Genomic DNA, 19,912 nt, shown 5'->3' on the forward strand with positions numbered 1-19,912 from the left:
GATTACAGATAGTGATAGAAGCGTGATATATAAAACAGGTATCTATCACTTTAGATACGCACTGATTATCAAGACTCACACGACATTTAGTGATAGAGTGACAGATGTTCATGAAAAAACATCCAAGAAATCACCCCATCCCGACTACTGAGCTTCAACAAAGTTGCACTAAAATTAGATAAATTAACACAGGCATTGTATTTCATTGCCTATTGCCCTTTTCCCAGTTTTTCGACAGATACAAAATCATGTTCTGTGCTGATGAGAATATGCATAACCACAAAACTTTCAGACAAATATGCAATATTATAAAAATAAGATTATTTTTTGACCACCCATGCACAGAAAGAGATATAAGTTCTATCAGAACTCATGTATTTATGAAGAAATGTATCTGATAAGTGTGAATATTGTACAAAAATAGAGTTGAATGATAAGCCGCAAATTACTTCTTGTGCTTAAAAAGGTTCAAAAGTCTGATATTGTCTGATGCTTGTTGATAGCCTGTAAGTCTGAATTGTTAAAAATGAGTGCCGTATGAACTTTTTTAATAAAAAAACATACAACGAAATGAAAATTTCATACCTTTGACCCGGATATGAGATAATTAAAAACCATAGTTCTGATAGAACTAAATTACAAAAACACAGAAAAACGCTATAAAAATATGCAAAATCTAATGAGCATGATCTAATAAAGACACTCAACAGATGTAAGCCGTTTTCGTGGTATGTATTATTTCTTTTAAATATATACTCTATGTTGAAAAAAACTAAATTAGTAAGTCTGATGCTACTGGCAGGAACTTTAGCTGTTCCAGAAAGTGCTTTTGCCGAAATTACTCCGGAAAGGCCGTCAGTAAGTCTATCCCAACAAAATGGGAAAGTAGTATGTGTGGTGGAAGATTCGTTCGGCCCTGTGATCGGAGCTTCAGTTGTTGTAAAAGGAACAACCAACGGAAATGTGACAGACATGGACGGCAAAGTTGTTTTGGAAAATTTGAAGAAAGGAGATGTTATTCAAATTTCTTACATTGGATACGCGACACAGGAAATAACCTATACAGGACAACCGTCAATCCCTGTAACATTAAAAGAAGATACCCAGGCGCTACAAGAAGTAGTAGTAGTAGGTTACGGTACACAGAAAAAAGAGAATTTGACAGGTGCTGTGGCAGCTGTTGCCGGTGATGTACTAGAAAACCGTCCTATAACAAATGTTGGACAAGGATTACAAGGTGTTGTTCCAAACTTAAACGTCACCATGAGTAAAGGTGGTGCTCCTGGTAGTAGCTCTGACTTTAATATTCGTGGTAACAACTCGATTAACGGTGGTAGCCCTTTAGTGTTAGTTGATAATGTTCAAATGGATGCCAACCTTGTTAATCCGGAGGACATCGCGTCTATTTCTGTTTTAAAGGATGCCGCATCTGCTGCTATCTACGGTGCCCGCGCTGCTTATGGCGTTATTTTAATTACAACAAAGAAAGGTAAAAGTGAACAAAAACCTCAGATTTCCGTATCAGCAAGTGGTTATTGGCAGAGCCCTGCATTAAGGATGCACAATATCAACTCTTTGGAGTATCTGGAAATGAGAGATATTGCTGCCGCCAATAGCGGGATGAGTTCCTTGATCACTCCGGGACAATTAGACTATGTAAAGAAATATATGGATGGCTCTTATAAGTATTCAGAATATTTCGATCAGTCGCAAGATCAAAGTCGATGGATTTATTGTGGCAACACTGATTGGTTTAATGAATTGTACAAAACAAGTTTCTCTCAACAATATAATGTAAACATTAGTGGTGGAGACTCAAAAACAACTTATTACGGCTCTGTCGGATTTGCTGACCAGAATGGTATTTTAAAAACAGCTGATGATAATTACAAGAAATTTAATGCGACACTGAATCTTTCTTCACAACTGACAAAGTGGTTGCAGGTCAGTGCCAAAATCGCAGATAATTATTCAACAGAGGATCACCCCATTACCAACTCTACAGCAGGAATCGATGCCTATGGAGGTATGTTGAAAAATGACTTAAGCCCGTTAATGCCTGTACGTTTTGGCCATACAGGAAGACTCGTTTATAGTCCTGGCGCAGCAGCCATCAATGATTCTAACTTAGGTATCCAAACTTCAGGCGATTATATCTATAAAGAAGAAGGTATTAACAACTATTCAGGTCAGAACGGGAACACAAATCCCGCTGCTGTAGGAGATTTAGGCGGATATACCAAATATAAAATCAACGATTTATGGTTGACAGGTGCTGTAAAAATCACTCCTTTGGAAGGATTGGTTATCAATGCTGATTATACATATAATATTTATAGCAAGAATGCATCAGAGGTTCAACGGACATTTACAGATTATACGGCTGTAGCTGGAACAGAAGCTCTTTATGGTTGGACAAAGCCAAGTTATGCAAATTATACTACAAATGAAGATTACTACTATGCATTCAATGCATTTGCAGAATATTCTAAATCATTTTTAGAAAATACGCATAACTTTAAGATTATGGCCGGTTATAACCAAGAAAAGAAATCCAACAAAAAATATAATGCAAAACGTACCAATCTGATTGTTGAAGATATTCCTGACTTGGATTTGGCGACAGGTGAACAAAGCATGTCTTCAGAAGATACATATTGGGCAATTAATGGTTTCTTCTTCCGCTTCAATTACAATTACAAACAACGTTATCTACTCGAAGTTAACGGCCGTTATGACGGTTCATCCAAGTTTGCAAAAGATCATCGTTATGCATTCTTCCCATCTGTTTCCGCAGCATGGCGTATCTCAGAAGAAAATTTCTGGCAGCCGTTAAAAGGTTGGTGGAATGATATGAAAATCCGTGGTTCTTATGGTTCATTGGGAAATCAGGTAATGGATGATCTAGGTAATTTCCCATATTTAGCAACATATGGGACGAATTCTTCCTACAATTATTTGATTAACGGCTCCAAACCTGTTATTGTAAAAGCACCGGGGCTTGTCGCTCCTGATTTTACTTGGGAAACAGTCACTCAAATGGACTTCGGTTTTGATGCTTCATTTCTGAATAATCGACTGACGGGAACATTTGACTGGTATCGTAGAAATACAAAAGACATGTTGGTAGCCGGAGCAACTTTACCTGCAACATTGGGCGCCAGTGTTCCTAAAAGTAACTCTGCTGACATGAAGACCATAGGCTGGGAACTTTCTTTAGGATGGAATGATCGATTAGAAAATGGATTTTCTTATTGGGTAAAAGGTGTTTTGTCTGACTATCAGGCGACTATTACCAAATATGCCGGAAATGACGCAGGTTTCTATTCACAAAGTGATGGTGATGGTAAATATTATGTAGGACAAAAGATTGGTGAGATTTGGGGATATCACTCAAACGGCCTTTTCCAATCAGACGATGAAGCTGCAACAATAGACCAAAGCGAACTTTATGCTGGAAAATGGGGTGCGGGTGATGTAAAATACGAAGACTTAGATAATGATGGTAAAATCACAAAAGGGGAAGAAACAATCTATAACCCGGGTGATAAGAGCATCATAGGTAATAAAACACCTCGTTATCAATTTGGTATTACCGTTGGATTTGATTATAAGAACTTCGATTTCGAGATGTTTTGGCAAGGAACAGGAAAACGTGACTATATGTTGAGTGGCGCTCAGTTCTGGGGATTCACTAGCCAATGGGATGTTCCATATACTCCGGCCCTTGATTATTGGACAGAAACAAATACAGATGCTTATTTTCCAAGACCAGGATGGCAAAATGGCGGTAACAGAGTCACAAGTGACCGTTATTTACAAAGTGCAGCTTACGGGCGTTTGAAGAATTTGACGGTAGGTTACACAATTCCGAAGAATCTAACGACAAAGTGGGGCATTTCTCGTTTGAGATTATATGTGACAGGAGAAAACCTACTCACTATCACTCCTCTGAACGATGCCTTCGATCCCGAAACATTGGGAGGAATGACATACCCGATTAATCGAAAAGTTGCAATTGGATTAAATTTAACACTGTAAAAAACGAAAGATGACAATGAAAACTAAACATATCTTATTAGGATTAAGTCTTGGATTGTTAGGAGGATTTACGGCTTGTGACGTGACAGACCTCAATCCAAAAGACAGCATTACCGACAATAGCTACTGGAATACAGTTAGCGATTTGGAAAATTATGCCAAAGGCTTTTACATGAACCTGACAGGAAAAGGTTTAAGGGCAGATGGAAGTGAAAATTTGGATGATTTAAATACTCTTGATGAAAGAAGTGACAATCGTCTGGTCGCTTCTCCCGACCAATGGTTGTTCAACGAATGGGTTATACCTTCTGAAGCAAATTTCGATTCAAAATGGTATTGGAACAATATTCGTAATCTAAACTATTTTATGACTCGTTACCAACGGGTAAATGCGACAGAATCTGAAGTAAATCCGGTTGTTGCCGTAATTCGCTTTTTCCGGGCTTTCGATTATTTCGATAAAATCAAGACATTTGGAGATGTTCCTTGGTATGAAAAGGATTTGACAACTGCCGATATTGACGAATTGTATAAAGCACGTGACGACCGTGACTTTGTACTAGGGAAAATTATCGAAGATCTGGAATTTGCAATTGAATGGTTACCGGAAAAAAGTGCAGCAGAGGTAGGTGCTTTACATAAAGATGCCGCTCGTACATTTTTAGCCCGTGTTTGCCTACATTATGGAACATATAAAAAGTATCATAATGTTTCGACATCACCTACATCTCAGGAATTATTACAAAAAGCGGCGACTCTTGCCAAAGAAGTGATGGATAGTGGTCTTTACGATATCGTACAAGGCTCGGATGCCGGAGCAAACCAGTCTGCTTTTGCCGATTATCCCTTGTATTATGCAAACCAGTTTACACAAGAGGATTTAACGACTAATAAAGAATGTATTTTAGCACGTGTTTTCGAAGCAGACGTATTGACTCATAATCTTGCTCGTGGTGGAGGAGTCGGCCTTTCTAAAGATTTTGCAGAATCATTCCTTTGCAAGGACGGTTTGCCTATTGCAAACAGTAGTGAATACAAGGGAGATGAAACACTGGATGATGAAATGGCAAACCGCGATCCTCGTATGTATCAGATTATAGACAGTAAATATCGTCCATATACGGTCAAAAGCAATGGTATGCGTGTAGTAAATTCCGGTATTGATGATAAAAAGGAATTTAGTCCGTCTGAAGAACCAGGAACAAATATCCATTCAGCTCCGGGATTAACCGGGACTGCCACAGGATACTCACCTATCAAACTGGTGTCAGCAAGCCAGAGCCAACAAGATGCAGTGAAAACATCTTCTTACGACTGGTTTGTTTTCCGTTACGCAGAAATCCTGCTGATCTACGCTGAAGCCAAATGCGAATTAGGAGAATGCACACAGGCTGTTTTGGATGAGACGATTAATAAATTGCGCGACCGTGTTGAGATGAAACATTTAACAGTATCTCCAGTAGCCGATCTGAATCCGGTTGATTATGGGTATTCTATAACTCCGTTGTTATATGAAATCCGCCGTGAACGTCGTATTGAGTTGGCTTTGGAAGGTTTCCGTTATGATGATATCATGCGTTGGAATGCGATGAAACTATTCGAAAATCCTAAAACATATCTAGGCATGCGTATTACAGATAAAGTAAAAGCGTTATACCAACCTGAAGTATTTGAAGGATCAACAGCCCGTGATTTAATCGAATATAATGGTAAAACTTATATCCGCATGTATTCTGGTAAAAGTTTGAACGAAGCCGGCCGTAAATGGACAGGAAACGACAAGCGTCTGTACTATCCTATCCCAACAAGTCAGATTACATTGTCTGCAAGCCATGGTTCTCTTCTAAAACAAAATCCGGGTTGGGAATAAATCTCATACAAGAGGGAAGGTTAGCCTTCCCTCTTTATTTCCCTCAATAAAATATAATGAGAATATATTACTTATCTTATTGTCTGCTGGCTAACAGGACGTTTATATTACAACCCTATAGAATATATAGAGAGTTACACACATCATAAATGTTCCGAAATCAGGCATGTATACAGTAGATGTTCAAAACGGGATTTTATATGAACAAGAAAGACTTAATATTAAATATTCTTTTATTTATTAGTCAAATAATAGTCTTTTATTATTTCTTCTGCTATTTATTCCCTTTTAAGGAACAGCTACAAATGTTTCAATTTACATCACAGTACCTAACTGAAACACTGAAGCAGGCTGGTGGTGTCGCTATTTATATATCGGAATTTCTCTCTCAATTCTATGTGGTATTTTGGACAGGACCTATCATTTCTGCTCTACTTTTAACTTTAGTGGCTTTATTATCATCATTAATACTGAAAAAGATTAACTCACGAAACGATTTACCTCTTATTTTCCTGTTACCCTGGCTATCTTTACTAATTATTAGTTTAGACTATGATTATTATGAACAAGGAACTATTGCTTATTTATTTTTATTGCTTTTTCTATGGCTATATACAAACATAAAAACACGAATAAAATTTATTTATGGCATTTGCATCATTCCTATTTTATATGGAATAGCAGGTCCTATCGTACATTTATTTGCTATATCGGCATTGTTCTTTGAGTTTTTAACCAATGGAAAGAAAAAATATATTAGTATTATTTATTTGTTGATTGCCGCACTTTCAGCAATTGCAGGTACTTACTTAGGATATAGTAGAAATTTAACTTTAGCGTTTTTACCAGAGGCTTATTGTAATCCACTACAAACAGTATCCGGGATATATTATGCATGGTATGCATTACCTATGACAATGCTTCTGGTTGCTTATTTGAAACGATACAAAGAACCCGTTTCTCTAAAAGGGAAATGTATATGGGAAGGGGCACAATGGGCAATCATGTTTCTATTGGTCTATCAAGGTATCTTTCATTTTGGGAAATTGGATGCACAGCATTCCATGAAGCAGGACTATTTGCTCCGGACGGAACAGTGGGACCTTGTTATCAGTGAATTTAACCATGATGTATTGTCTAAACGCCGAATGTGCGGTTTAAACTTAGCTTTGGCACATAAAGGCCAACTTTCAGAGAGATTGTTAGATTATCCTCAACACGGTATTGAAACCTTGATGCTACATTGGGATCAGTCGATCTATACAGCACAACTGCATAGTGATCTGTATTATTGTATGGGAATAATAAGCGCAGCACAAAAATTCGCTTTTGAAGCGTTTGTCAGTTCTCGTTCTTCCGGTAATCCCCGGATGTTGAAAAGGCTGATAGAGACAAATCTGATAACAGGGTCCTATCCGATTGCGGATAAATATATTCAATTGTTGGAAAAGACTTGGTTCTATAAGGATTGGGCTACTGCTCACCGTCGATTTCTTTACAATGATAAAGCAGTCGAGGAAGATAAAATTTTAGGAATGAAACGTCGCTGTTGGAAGGCCGAAGCCTCTGCTGCAAAACTATATACAGATCCTGTCAGTTCATTAATAAACTTGCTCCTGGCTTGTCCGGATAATAAAGCAGGATTAGCATATTTGACTTCGTTTTTACTGTTGAACAAAGATATTGAAACTTATAAAACCTTGCAGGAGAGCTTGTACCGTTCTCCCGCCTGGCGCGATATGACGGAATGCCAGCAGGAGGCAATCGTGATTTGCAGTCCCAATGATCCGCACTTCTGGTTAGAGCATGGGGTGAGCATCAAAGTAAGGAACAGAGCGATCGCTTTTATGCAGAAAGTGCAAGATATTTCCCGTTCGGGGCAGAATCCTGCGGTCGCTTTGGCTTCCGAGTATGGCAAAACGTATTGGTACTATTATATGTTTAATATGATGGACAAATGAAACAATTGTTTTTTTGCATATTCCTTTTGTTGTTGGAAGGATGTTCTTCCAACCAGCCACCTGTCGTCTCCGGGCAGATAGATGAACTGCTGGCCATCTATCCGGATTATATTGACGTAACCATACCGCAATCGATCGCACCTTTGAATTTTGCCGTGCAAACGGAAGGGAAAGCATGCGCGGTATTTACAACCGAAGGATATGCATTTACCGTTTACGCCTCCAACGGAGCCTTTTCCATTCCCGATACAGACTGGGAAAAGTTATTGACTGCGGCAAAAGGGAAACAGGTAGAGGTATCTGTCCTGACAGAAGAAAAAGGGAAATGGAATGCCTTTCTTCCGTTTCATATCCGGGTTTCCGAAGACCCGATCGATCCGTATATCGCTTACCGCCTGATCGATCCCGGTTACCAGCTATGGAACGAGATGGGAATCTATCAACGCGAATTATCCTCTTTCGATCAGGAACCGATTCTGGAAAACCGCCTGACGGATAATAATTGCATGAACTGCCATTCGTTTTGCATGCAGGACCCGGACAAAATGCTGTTCCATGTCCGTGCAAAGTATGGCTGTACCGTGTTTGTGGATGGCGACCGGATAGAAACGTTCGATACGAAAACCGATCGGACGATATCGGCATTGGTCTACCCTTCCTGGCATCCTTCGGGAAAGTTTGTTGCTTTTTCCATCAATAATACAACCCAGGATACGCATCCGGTACATCGTACAGAAGTATATGACAAGGCATCGGATGTAGTCGTCTACGATGTAGAAAAACAGGAAATCGTCACGACTCAAGCACTATTCTCAAAAAAACATTTTGAAACATTCCCGACTTTTTCACCGGATGGAAAACAACTTTACTTTTGTTCCGCCCCGGCATTGAAAGTTCCGGGCGAATTGCGTGACCTTCGTTATAGCCTTTGCCGCGTTTCTTTTGATCCTGAAAGCCGGACTTTCGGTTCTGTTGTCGACACGATCTTTCAAGCGGAAACAGAAGGGCAAAGCATTTTGTTTCCCCGTGTCTCGCCAGACGGAAAATATCTGCTTTGTACAACGACATCTTACGGAACCTTCCCTATCTGGCACAAAGATGCGGATCTATGCATGTTCGACCTGAGCACGGGTGCGCAAGTTCCAACAGAAGAAGCGAACAGCCCTGATACGGACAGTTATCATTCCTGGTCGTCCAACAGCAAGTGGGTGGTATTCAGCAGCCGTCGTTTGGACGGCTTGTACACACGTCCTTTCATTGCTCATGTCGGTGAAAGAGGCGTTCTCTCAAAGCCGTTCGTCCTGCCTCAGAAATCAACGGAATATTATACATTTCTCACCAAATCGTATAATATCCCGGAATTTGTCAAGGGGAAAGTGAAAACGGATACATACAAATTAGTTTCCCGAATAAAAGAAGGGAAAAACCAGCAGATCTCATTTACAAAATAACAACATGAACACAAAGAATCTTTTAATCACCGGTATGTTTGCCGGGTTATTTCTTTCCTGCAAGGAAGTAGAGCCGCCCGCACCTGTTTTGCCGGTTCCGACGCCGGAGCAGATCAAATGGCAGAAAATGGAGAATTATGCATTCGTGCATTTCGGGTTGAACACATTCAATGATTTGGAATGGGGCTATGGGAATACACCTGCGGAAACATTCAATCCGACAGACCTGGATTGCGAACAATGGGTACGTATCATCAAAGCGGCCGGCCTGAAAGGGGTGATCCTGACAGCTAAGCACCACGACGGCTTTTGCCTTTGGCCGACCAAAACGGTCGACTATAATATCTCTAACTCGCCTTATAAAAACGGAAAGGGCGACATGGTTCGCGAATTGTCCGATGCCTGCAAGAAGCACGGCTTGAAGTTCGGGCTTTACCTCTCTCCCTGGGATCGTCATAATGCCGAATATGGGCGGGAAGGATACCAGAAGACCTATCATGAGCAAATCAACGAACTGATCTCCAACTACGGTCCGTTGTTCGAGTTCTGGTTTGACGGGGCGAACGGAGGAAATGGCTGGTACGGTGGAACGAATGAAACGCGTTCGATCGATCCGAAAACCTATTACGGCTACGAGACGGCCCGTGAAATGATCAAAGCGAAACATCCGGAAGCGATGATCTTCGGCGGAACGGTTCCCGATATCCGCTGGATCGGCAACGAGTCCGGTTGGGCCGGCGAAACAAACTGGTCGCCCTATTCGTTGGACAAGGAGACACATTATACACAAAACCAATGGGGAATGAAAGACGGAAACCAGTGGTTGCCGGGAGAATGCGACGTATCGATCCGTCCGGGGTGGTTCTATCATCATCGTGAAGATCATCAGGTTCGTACTGTTCCGAATCTGGTCGATTTGTATTATCGCAGTGTGGGGCATAATGCCAACTTCCTGCTGAACTTCCCAGTAGCACTGAACGGCCAGATTCATCCGGTCGATTCGGCACGTGCCGTCGACTGGTATCATACGATCCAAGCAGAGTTGAAAGATAATCTTTTGGCAGGTATCCAGCCAAAAGCAAGCGAAACCCGTGGGGGTGTTTATAAAGCATCGAATGTGACGGACGACAACTGGGATTCTTATTGGGCTACTTCCGACGGGATGACGTCGGGCTCGCTGACTTTCCCGTTACCGACAGGGACTTCGCTGAACCGGGTGATGATTCAAGAGTATATACCTCTTGGACAACGTGTATGCGCCTTTACGCTTGAAGTGGAAAAGGATGGCAAATGGCTGCCGGTGGAAACAACCGATACGCTTTCGACAGTAGGTTACAAACGGATCGTCCGTTTCAAAACGACTCCGGCAGATGCTTTGCGCATTCATTTCACAGAGGCAAAAGGCCCGTTATGCATTAATAATGTGGAAGCCTTCCTGGCTCCTCCGCTGTTGGAACAGCCGCGTATCGTGCGAAATGCGAAAAATGAAGTCCGTATAGATGTGGAAAGCGAAGGAGCCGACATTTATTATACAACAGATGGAACGGAGCCGACGGCACAGTCTGCAAAATATGAAGTTCCGTTTATATTGGACAAGAAAGGAACCGTCAAAGCGATTACTTATGATGCGCAGTCCGGCAAATCCGGTCCTGTAGCCAGCCGCCGTTTCGACTTGCCAGCCGCCGATTACAAGGTGACCAGCCCTGCCGATGAGCGGACAAATCTCATGTTTGACGGAAACGGTTATTCCACCTATTATCTGCCCGAAGGCAAAAACGAAATAGTAGTAGAGTTGGCCGCCCCTCATACGATAAGCGGTTTTGTTTACACCCCTAATCAGGGACGCGATTCGCAGGGACATATTTCAAACTATCAATTGTCAGTGGATGGAAAGGTCGTGGCTTCGGGCGAGTTCTCAAACATCAAACATAACCCGATTGAACAAGAAATACATTTTGCTCCTGTCAAGGGCAAAAAATTAGTTTTTAAGGCAACACGAATTGTTGATAACGTAAAACGTGTTGGAATTGCTGAGTTTTCAGTTATCACGGAAGACTAAACGATTTTCAACATAATTTGTGTTTGGCAGCAAGTGCCTGTGAAGGTCCTTGCTGTTTTTTTTAGGGCCATTCGGTCCTTCCGCAAAAATCGCCCTTATGCTCCTGAAGTCATACACCGGATTCTCCGACAGGCAGCTGGTGGAACATCTGAACAGGAACATACACTACCAGATGTTCTGTGGAATCATGAGAGCCACATGCGTTTTCCTACGGACATGAAACTCCTTTGGGAAAGCATCGAATGGCTCTACAGCCATATATGCCGGCATTGCAGGGATCTCTGGGCATAAGACGTCCGCGCAACAAATACAGGAATGTGGCGGAATCCTATCTGTCCTACTGCAAGAAAAGAAAGAGGAGAGCTTCAAGGACAAAAGTGATTATACTCTATCATCTTCATATGCCATGTATTTTGTGGGAACATTTACTGAATATCCCTAAATAGACATTTTATTTAAATATTGTTTATTGAAAATCAACTAAACCTAAACAGCTTTTGCAGTGATAGTTTCAAAAAAGATGCATGAGTTCGATAAGAACTATGGTATTATGAAATCTCATATCCGGGTCAAAGATATGATTTTTTTTATTTCGTTACGCGTTTTTTATAAAAAAATCACATTGATTTTATTTTTAACAGTTGATTTTTATAAATTCTTAGCGATCATTGGGGAATACTATGAGTTAAAATTTGTTTGTCGCGATGTCGACTGTAAAAGTTTTAAATTTATCACAGATTATGTTTTACATAATACCATAGTTCTTATCGAACTATGTAAAAACACAGATTACTATAAAGTATACTTAAATCAAATAATAAGCAAAGTCCAATAAGGCACTTAACAGATAAAAGTAATTTTCATAAGATGTGTTTTAATACATAATTTATATAAGAACAAATTTATCAGTCTGATTTTATTTTACTCATGAAATAAACTCAATAACAATCTAAGCCTCAAATGATGTTTAGATTCAATATTAACAAAATAATTTTATTATGAAAAAGGAACCTGTATTTGCCACTTTAGTGCTATTATCGGTCATGACCTCACCGACCATAATGGCTACGCCATGGCATTCTAACACAAAGGTTGGTCCAGAATCAATCGTAACAAAAACGAGTTCTAAACAAAACTATGTCAACGCTAAGACAGTAAAAGGCACAGTTGTCGATGAAAACGGTATCCCCATTATTGGAGCGAATATTGTCGTAGCAGGTACAACACATGGTACAGTTACAGACATCGATGGTAACTTCACCTTAGAGGGAGTAAATAATGGTGACAAACTGACAATATCCTATATCGGATATATTGAACAATCACTCGTTGTTAACCAAAATTCGGAGTACAAAATCGTCTTAAAAGAAGACTCGCAGAGTTTAGACGAAGTTGTAGTCGTCGGTTATGGTACACAAAAAAAAGTAAACCTGACAGGTGCCGTTGCAGCAATTGGTGCAGATGAAATCATCCAAGCCCCGGTAGCCAATATCTCGAATGCCTTGGCTGGTCGTCTACCGGGTATCCGTGTACAAAACACAGGCGGTACGCCGGGTGCCGAATCTAGCGTGGATATTCGCGGATTCGGGAAACCTCTGATTTTGGTAGATGGAGTTGAACAACCAGGTTTCCAAGTAGACCCAAACGAAATCGAAAGCATTTCCGTATTAAAAGACGCCTCCGCAGCCATCTATGGAGTGAAGGCAGGTAATGGTGTCGTATTGATCACGACCAAAAAAGGTGCAGAAGGGAAAGCGCAGATCACATACAACGGATCTATCGGCTGGCAGAACTTCACAAGCTATCCAGATATGGTAGATGCTGCCGGATACGCAGAGTTGACCGATGAAGATGCGATCAACCGAGGGAATGCCCCCGTTTATGGACCGGATAAATTAGCCTTGTTCCGCGAAGGCACTCAAGAAGGATACAAAAGCTACGACTGGAAAGACATCCTAACCCGCAAGAATGCTCCACAGACTCAACATAATATCAATGTGAACGGAGGAACCGAAAAAGTGAAATACTTCATGTCAGTAGGTTACTTAAATCAAGAAGGCTTGTATGCCACAAAAGATATCAATTTCTCTCGTTACAACTTCCGTTCCAACATCTCTGCGAAAATTTCCAAGTATTTGACCGCAGATGCGCAGTTAAGCGGACATGTACAAGACAAGATGGCACCTTATGACGACGATACTTATATCATTCACGGTATCACCCGTATGCACCCTTACTATTCTCCATACGCCAACGACGAAGAAGGTAAGCACTATGGATTAACCAACTTCCAAAATCCCCTGGCACGTTCAGATGCAGATGTTTCTGGCTATCGAAAAGAACGTAAGAAATTATTCAATGGAGTTTTCTCCTTAAAATATGATATGCCGTTTATTCCAGGACTGTCAGCCAAGGTTTTATTTTCCTATTTGACAAAAGTAGAAGAATTCAAAACCTTTGCGAAAGAGTTCAAACTCTATTCATACGATAAGGAATCTGGTAAATACAATACGGTTTTCACAGGAAACTCGCCGTCCAACTTGACTCGCAAAGATTACACACAAGAGCAGAACATGCTTCAGTTCTCTCTGAATTACAATCGCACATTCCTTGACAAACACAATGTGCAGGCTTTGTTCTTGTATGAACAACGTGAAGATTTGGATGATTATTTGCAGGCCTACCGTCAATTTGCAATTGATGCCCTTGACCAAATAAATTCAGGTTCGGACAAGAACAAAAATAACGCAGGTGTAGCAAGCGAATTGGCCAACGCATCTTTTGTAGGACGTATCAATTATGATTACGCAAGCAAATATTTATTCGAATTCTCTTTTCGCGAAGATGGTTCCGCAAAATTCTACAAAAACAACCGTTGGGGATTCTTCCCGAGCGTATCCGTAGGATGGCGTTTATCCGAAGAATCATTTATCAAGAATAACACCCAAATTTTTGACAACTTAAAGATCAGAGCATCATATGGCGTCATGGGGGATGACCAATTCTTGGACTCTAGCGGTAATCCGCAAGTTCTTCCGTTCCAATACCTGACAGGTTACAACTATCCGGGTGGAACAAATTATATCTTCGGTAGCGATGTAGTCAATTCATTGATAACAAAAGGATTGGCTAACACAGAATATTCTTGGTTGACATCCAAGATACTAAATGTCGGTTTCGATGCATCTTTGTGGAATCGTAAATTAGAAGCAAGTGTAGATGTTTTCTACCGGAAACGCGACGGCTTATTTGCATACCGTTCCGGTTCATTACCCAACACTTTTGGAGCTTCTTTCCCACAAGAAAACTTAAACAGTGATGATTTCCGAGGTTTTGAGTTGGTATTAGGACACACAAATACAGTAGGAGACTGGACTTACTCGGTCAAAGGTAATATGTCGTTCACTCGCGCGAAAAACCGCCACATTGAACAAGCTGATCCAATCAACTCCTATAAGAACTGGACCAGTAACTTTAGCGATCGTTGGAATAATATGTCTTTCGGTTACAAATGTGTAGGTCAGTTCCAAGATCAAGAAGACATCAATAACTGGGCAATCCAAGATGACGCCGGCAACACGACTATGATGCCGGGCGACTTGAAATACGAGGATTTCAATGGCGATGGCGTAATTGATAATAACGATATTCAACCAATTACCCGTAGCAACACGCCAGAAATTTATTTCGGTTTGGACCTGAGTGCCTCTTGGAAAGGTTTCGACTTCTCCCTGTTGATGCAAGGAGCAACCAATTACAATGTATATATGTCTGGTTGTTTGGGTAATGCCATGTTCAACGGGTCCAATACATTGGAATGCTTTATGGACCGATGGCATCGCGAAGACTTGTATGATCCTGAATCGGCATGGATTCCGGGGAAATATCCGTCAACATGGAACTCCGGGAAGCCATCTAACACTCGTGTTTCTACCTTCAACCACATCAGCTCATATTACCTGCGTGTAAAAAACATCGAGTTCGGCTACACCTTCCCCAAAGAGTGGTTAAGCAAGGTTTATGTTGAAAGATTACGTCTGTATGTATCCGGAAATAACGTACTGACATTTGATAATCTGCCGTTTGGCGACCCAGAAGCACCCAGTAGCGATAGAATCTTATATCCGCAGTTGAAAATTTGGAATATTGGTGTAAATGTTACATTTTAAGAATTTGATTAAAATATGAAAAGCATAAAATTATTAGTACTGTCTTTGTGTGGGCTATTTAGCATGTCGTCCTGTGTCAACGACTTCTTGGACCGTGATCCTATGGATATTATATCTGAAGACTTGGTTTGGTCCAATGAGAATGCGGTCAACGCTTATATGGCCGGAATGTACGAAGATATGTTCGTCGAACCTCATGCATGGTTGATTAACTGGGGTACCTTGGGGCATTACACAGACGAATCCATGCGTAGTTATTCATGGGGCTATCCCTACACCCCGGTATTGGATCTCTCCAGCTTGCAACAATGGGAATACAATAAAATACGTATCGCCAATGTGTTCTTGCAAAACATCCAAACCTCTACATTGAACGAGGATTTGAAACAACGTTGGACAGCGGAAGCACACTTTGTACGGGCATTCCACTATTTCACAATGGCAAAACGCTATGGTGGTGTACCTTTGATAAAAGAGGTACAAGAATATACCGGAAACAACGTAGAAGAACTAAAGATTCCGCGCAATACGGAAGAAGAAGTCTGGAACTTCATTGCTGAAGAGTGTGATTTAGCGATCGCCGGTTTGCCTGAATCCTACGGATCTACAGATCAGTTCCGTGTAACCAAATATGCCGCAGCCGCTTTGAAAGCAAGAGCTCTGCTTTATGCAGGCTCCATCAGTCGCTATGGCACCGTACAGTTGAATGGCTTGGTAGGTATTCCTGCAGATAAGGCAAACGACTTTTTCAAAAGATCCATGGAGGCCTCTGACATGATCATTAAATCAGGCAAGTTCGCTCTATTCAATCAAGATCCGGATCCTGCTGCCAACTACCAACAACTGTTCTTAGACAAAACAATGAACAGCGAAGCTATCTTTGTAAAAGCTTTTGCATCTCCTGACAAAGCGCATAATTTCGATTATGCTATGGCCGCTCCCTCCTTCAAAATTGACTGGGGAACCAATACAAGTCCGACGTTGGAATTAGTAGAATCATATGAGTATATAGATGGAACACCTGGTACGTTAAAAACAACCGATGCAAGTGGAAATCTGATCTATTACGAAAACGCAGAAGATATTTTCAAGGATAAAGACCCGCGTTTCTTCGCCTCTATTCTTTACCCAGGTTCTCCTTGGCAAAACGGAGAGTTGGAAGTAAGACGCGGCATTATCAAAAATGATGGCTCCAAAGAGGCTGCCTCGGCATTCACGGATGTGTTCAGCGAAGATCCGTCTATGAAAACCGGAGGTAAAGATGGGCTCGTCATGGCAGGTGATTGCAGTCGTACAGGATTTTATATCAAGAAATTCATGGATCCTACCAATCGAGTAGAAATGGACCGTTCCGAAACGAACTTTATGGTGTTCCGTTATGCAGAAACCTTGCTGAATTATGCGGAAGCCGCTTTCGAATTGGGACTAAAAGACCAAGCTCTCCAAAAAGTGAACGAAGTACGTAAACGTGCTGGTATCAAGGAGAAAAATAGCTTGACAATGGATGATATCCGAAACGAAAGACGCGTAGAATTGGCATTCGAGAATTTACGTTACTGGGATTTGGTCCGTTGGCGTGTTGCTTCCAAAGTAATGAACAACACAACTTTCTCGGCATTAATTCCTTGGTTGGACTATAAGACCAAAAAATATGTTTTCGAGAAATCGGTCAATACCTTGAATCTGCCCAAAACGTTTTTGGACAAACAATACTACTTGGAGATTCCGGGTGTAGCTCAAAACGATTTATTAGAACAAAATCCGGGTTATTAATCTTTTCATATTTAAAGACATGAAAAAAATATTTTTATATGCAACACTAATTTGTGGCTTGTGCTCCTGCGGGCTTGACAACTATGACGCACCTACCGCTTCCCTAAGTGGAGCGATCATAGACAAAGAGACAAAAGAAAATGTCCCCGGACAAGCTCAAAACGGGACAAAAATACGTATGTATGAGTTTTATAATGACGAATGGTCTGTACAACCCAACGATTCATGGGTGAGCCAAGATGGCACATTCTCGAATACAGCAGTATTTACCGGTAAATACAAGATTTTAGCCGAAGGGCCTTTTGAGACAGTAGAACCGATCGAAATGGAAGTCTCAGGTTCAAAACAGATGAACTTTGAAGTAACACCGTTTTTGCGCATATCGGCAGAAGCGACATCCAACGAAACAGGCAAAGTTACGGTTAAAACTTCCGTAGACAATGTTTTAGATAAAACAATACAAGCAGTAGAATTCTACTACTGCAAGACTCCGTATGTGGATAAAAACACCTTTACGGCTAAAGAATCTGTAAAACTTGGTACGGAGACCGAATTAGACATTGCCACTTATTCTCATACGTTCGAGAATCTCAAAAGCGGAAAGACTTTCTACTTCCGGGTAGGAGCCTTAGCTGTTAACCCTGGCGGATTCTATAATTATAGTAAAGTAATAGAAGTTACCGTTAAATAAATCAGATCTATTTAAGGACTGTTTTTGCATTTTTCATTAACACAAGAAAATGCAAGACAGTCCTTAATCATCACAATGTAAACGGCCTAATATGAGTAAAACATCCAAATATCTGCTGATGATAGGTATCTATCTATTTCTTTCCTCGCTTTTTCTTATCGGAATAGAGTGTGGATTGAGAGCTTTCGGATATGGTGTAGATTTAGACCATCTTTTCTTGCAAACAGCGAATGGCAAATATTTATATCTCAACAAAAACATCAGTAGAAGGTACTTTACTCAATCACAAGCCACAAACGGAAATGTAGAGTTTTTTCGGAAAAAGAAACAAAAAAACACATTCAGAATTTTTGTTCTGGGCGAATCAGCAGCAATGGGATTTCCCTATCCCAATAATATTTCGTTCCAACGAATGCTGAAATACCAATTGCAAAAGACAAATCCAGACAAAGATATCGAGATCATCAATTTAGCTCTGACTGCAATCAACAGTTACACTTTTTACGATTTCGCACAAGAACTCGTTCATTTTGAGCCAGATGCGATTTTTATTTATGGTGGACACAACGAGTATTACGGAGCTTTGGGTGTAGGCTCCAATAATACACTCGGTAGCCATCCAACATTTATCCGTTGGGCAATCCGTTTGCGTCAGTTACGTCTTACTCAATGGCTCGATTCTTTAAAAAGCCACTTAAGCCCTCAAAAAGAGTTCTCAGACAACTTGATGAAATATGTGGTCAAAGAGCAAGTGATCCCCTACAAAAGCAAACTATTTCAACAAGGACTGGAACAGTTTCAAAACAATATGAAATTAGTACTTAATCTGTTCAAAAAACACCAAATACCAGTTTTCTTCTCAACTGTCGGAGTTAATTTAAAAGACTTAAAGCCTTTCAAAAGCATATCGTCTGACGAACATAGCGCCGATGAATATTATCAACTGGCACAAGAACAATTGCAAGCACAAGATAGCATAGCAGCATACACATCCTTCAGTCGGGCACGAGACTTGGACGCCCTTAGATTTAGAGCATCCAAAGAGATTAATGAGATCATCCGAGAATTAGCCAAAGATGACGATAATATTTACTTGGTAAATACCGAAGAGGAATTTAACCGAAAAAGCCCGTTCGGTATTCCCGGACGAGAATTATTGCTGGAACATGTACATCCTACTATCGAAGGGCATCGGGTGATCGCAAATTGCTTTTTGGAAGTTCTTCGACAAAACCAATCCTGTTTTTCCAACAAAAGACTACAAATCGGCACTTCAGAAGATCTATACAACTTTCCTGTTTTAGAGTTTGACTCCTTAGCTGGAGAATATGCTTGCTTACAACTGCGTAAAGGATTCCCATTCTATGAGAAAGATCTCTCTACAATTACCCCTAAAACAGAAGTAGAAAAGATCGCAGCAAACTACGTACGACAAAAAAACTGGTATCAATCCATGGATCAACTGTATCAGTACGCACTTAATAGCAAGAATGAAAAATTATGTTTGGATATTCTCCGGGTTCGTATCACGGATAACCCTTACGACCTCACCTTCCTTGGTCAAGGAGGAGAATTCGCAGAGATCCGAAAAGAATATCCTTTAGCTATCTTCTTCTACACACGAAGTTTCCGCCTGTATCCCACGGTTCAAACAGCACAGAACTTAGTTGCAATCCATTTACGGCTCGATCAACCCGATCTGGCTCTTCCTTACATTGAATATATACTCCGAAACGGAAATCCGAAATTTAACGGACTCAAAGAGCTTTGCCATAAGATCATCCAGCACAAACAAGAATTAAATTGGCAATCGAATGATTCAATCCGGCAAGCAATCCGATCGATCTATCTACAAATGGGTAATCAGGATGCAGCCGACCTATACAATTAATAATAA

The 19,912-nt window shown here is 40.8% G+C and carries 9 protein-coding genes and 1 pseudogene; all 10 read left to right on the forward strand.

The features are described 5' to 3' along the window. Positions 1–759: 759 nt before the first annotated feature. Entirely contained in the window at positions 760–4,041 is a 3,282-nt protein-coding gene (locus BHV83_RS05510; RefSeq protein WP_122115619.1) for a SusC/RagA family TonB-linked outer membrane protein, read from the forward strand. 10 nt (positions 4,042–4,051) lie between these two features. Then, a complete protein-coding gene (locus tag BHV83_RS05515) occupies positions 4,052–5,911 on the forward strand; it encodes a RagB/SusD family nutrient uptake outer membrane protein (protein ID WP_122206191.1) in 1,860 nt (619 codons plus the stop codon). A 200-nt stretch (positions 5,912–6,111) separates the two neighbouring features. Continuing rightward, positions 6,112–7,872, forward strand: a complete 1,761-nt coding sequence (locus tag BHV83_RS05520; RefSeq protein ID WP_122206193.1) for a DUF6057 family protein — start codon at positions 6,112–6,114, stop codon at positions 7,870–7,872. Continuing rightward, on the forward strand, positions 7,869–9,323 hold the full coding sequence (locus BHV83_RS05525; RefSeq protein WP_286756735.1) for a TolB family protein: 1,455 nt from the start codon (positions 7,869–7,871) through the stop codon (positions 9,321–9,323). The genes BHV83_RS05520 and BHV83_RS05525 overlap by 4 nt, the downstream gene beginning before the upstream one ends. 4 nt (positions 9,324–9,327) lie before the next feature. Beyond that, a complete protein-coding gene (locus tag BHV83_RS05530) occupies positions 9,328–11,382 on the forward strand; it encodes an alpha-L-fucosidase (RefSeq protein ID WP_286756737.1) in 2,055 nt (684 codons plus the stop codon). A gap of 70 nt (positions 11,383–11,452) precedes the next feature. After that, positions 11,453–11,765: pseudogene (locus BHV83_RS05535) on the forward strand (transposase family protein); the annotation flags it as partial. Positions 11,766–12,380: 615 nt separating this feature from the next. Beyond that, positions 12,381–15,551, forward strand: a complete 3,171-nt coding sequence (locus BHV83_RS05540; RefSeq protein ID WP_005633317.1) for a SusC/RagA family TonB-linked outer membrane protein — start codon at positions 12,381–12,383, stop codon at positions 15,549–15,551. Between the two features lie 63 nt (positions 15,552–15,614). Then, positions 15,615–17,324 (forward strand): RagB/SusD family nutrient uptake outer membrane protein, encoded by a 1,710-nt coding sequence (locus tag BHV83_RS05545; protein ID WP_353743772.1) that lies wholly within the window; start codon positions 15,615–15,617, stop codon positions 17,322–17,324. A 19-nt stretch (positions 17,325–17,343) separates the two neighbouring features. Beyond that, entirely contained in the window at positions 17,344–18,015 is a 672-nt protein-coding gene (locus BHV83_RS05550) for a DUF3823 domain-containing protein (protein WP_122121547.1), read from the forward strand. Between the two features lie 91 nt (positions 18,016–18,106). Beyond that, positions 18,107–19,906, forward strand: a complete 1,800-nt coding sequence (locus tag BHV83_RS05555; RefSeq protein WP_286756743.1) for an SGNH/GDSL hydrolase family protein — start codon at positions 18,107–18,109, stop codon at positions 19,904–19,906. The last annotated feature ends 6 nt before the right edge of the window (positions 19,907–19,912 follow it).

It is taken from the genome of Parabacteroides sp. merdae-related_45_40, assembly GCF_001915675.1.

Coding starts and splice junctions, on each gene's coding strand:
- BHV83_RS05525 (WP_286756735.1), top strand. CDS start 7,869: ATGAAACAATTGTTTTTTTGCATATTCCTTTTGTTGTTGGAAGGATGT.
- BHV83_RS05555 (WP_286756743.1), top strand. CDS start 18,107: ATGAGTAAAACATCCAAATATCTGCTGATGATAGGTATCTATCTATTT.
- BHV83_RS05520 (WP_122206193.1), top strand. CDS start 6,112: ATGAACAAGAAAGACTTAATATTAAATATTCTTTTATTTATTAGTCAA.
- BHV83_RS05550 (WP_122121547.1), top strand. CDS start 17,344: ATGAAAAAAATATTTTTATATGCAACACTAATTTGTGGCTTGTGCTCC.
- BHV83_RS05540 (WP_005633317.1), top strand. CDS start 12,381: ATGAAAAAGGAACCTGTATTTGCCACTTTAGTGCTATTATCGGTCATG.
- BHV83_RS05510 (WP_122115619.1), top strand. CDS start 760: ATGTTGAAAAAAACTAAATTAGTAAGTCTGATGCTACTGGCAGGAACT.
- BHV83_RS05515 (WP_122206191.1), top strand. CDS start 4,052: ATGACAATGAAAACTAAACATATCTTATTAGGATTAAGTCTTGGATTG.
- BHV83_RS05545 (WP_353743772.1), top strand. CDS start 15,615: ATGTCGTCCTGTGTCAACGACTTCTTGGACCGTGATCCTATGGATATT.
- BHV83_RS05530 (WP_286756737.1), top strand. CDS start 9,328: ATGAACACAAAGAATCTTTTAATCACCGGTATGTTTGCCGGGTTATTT.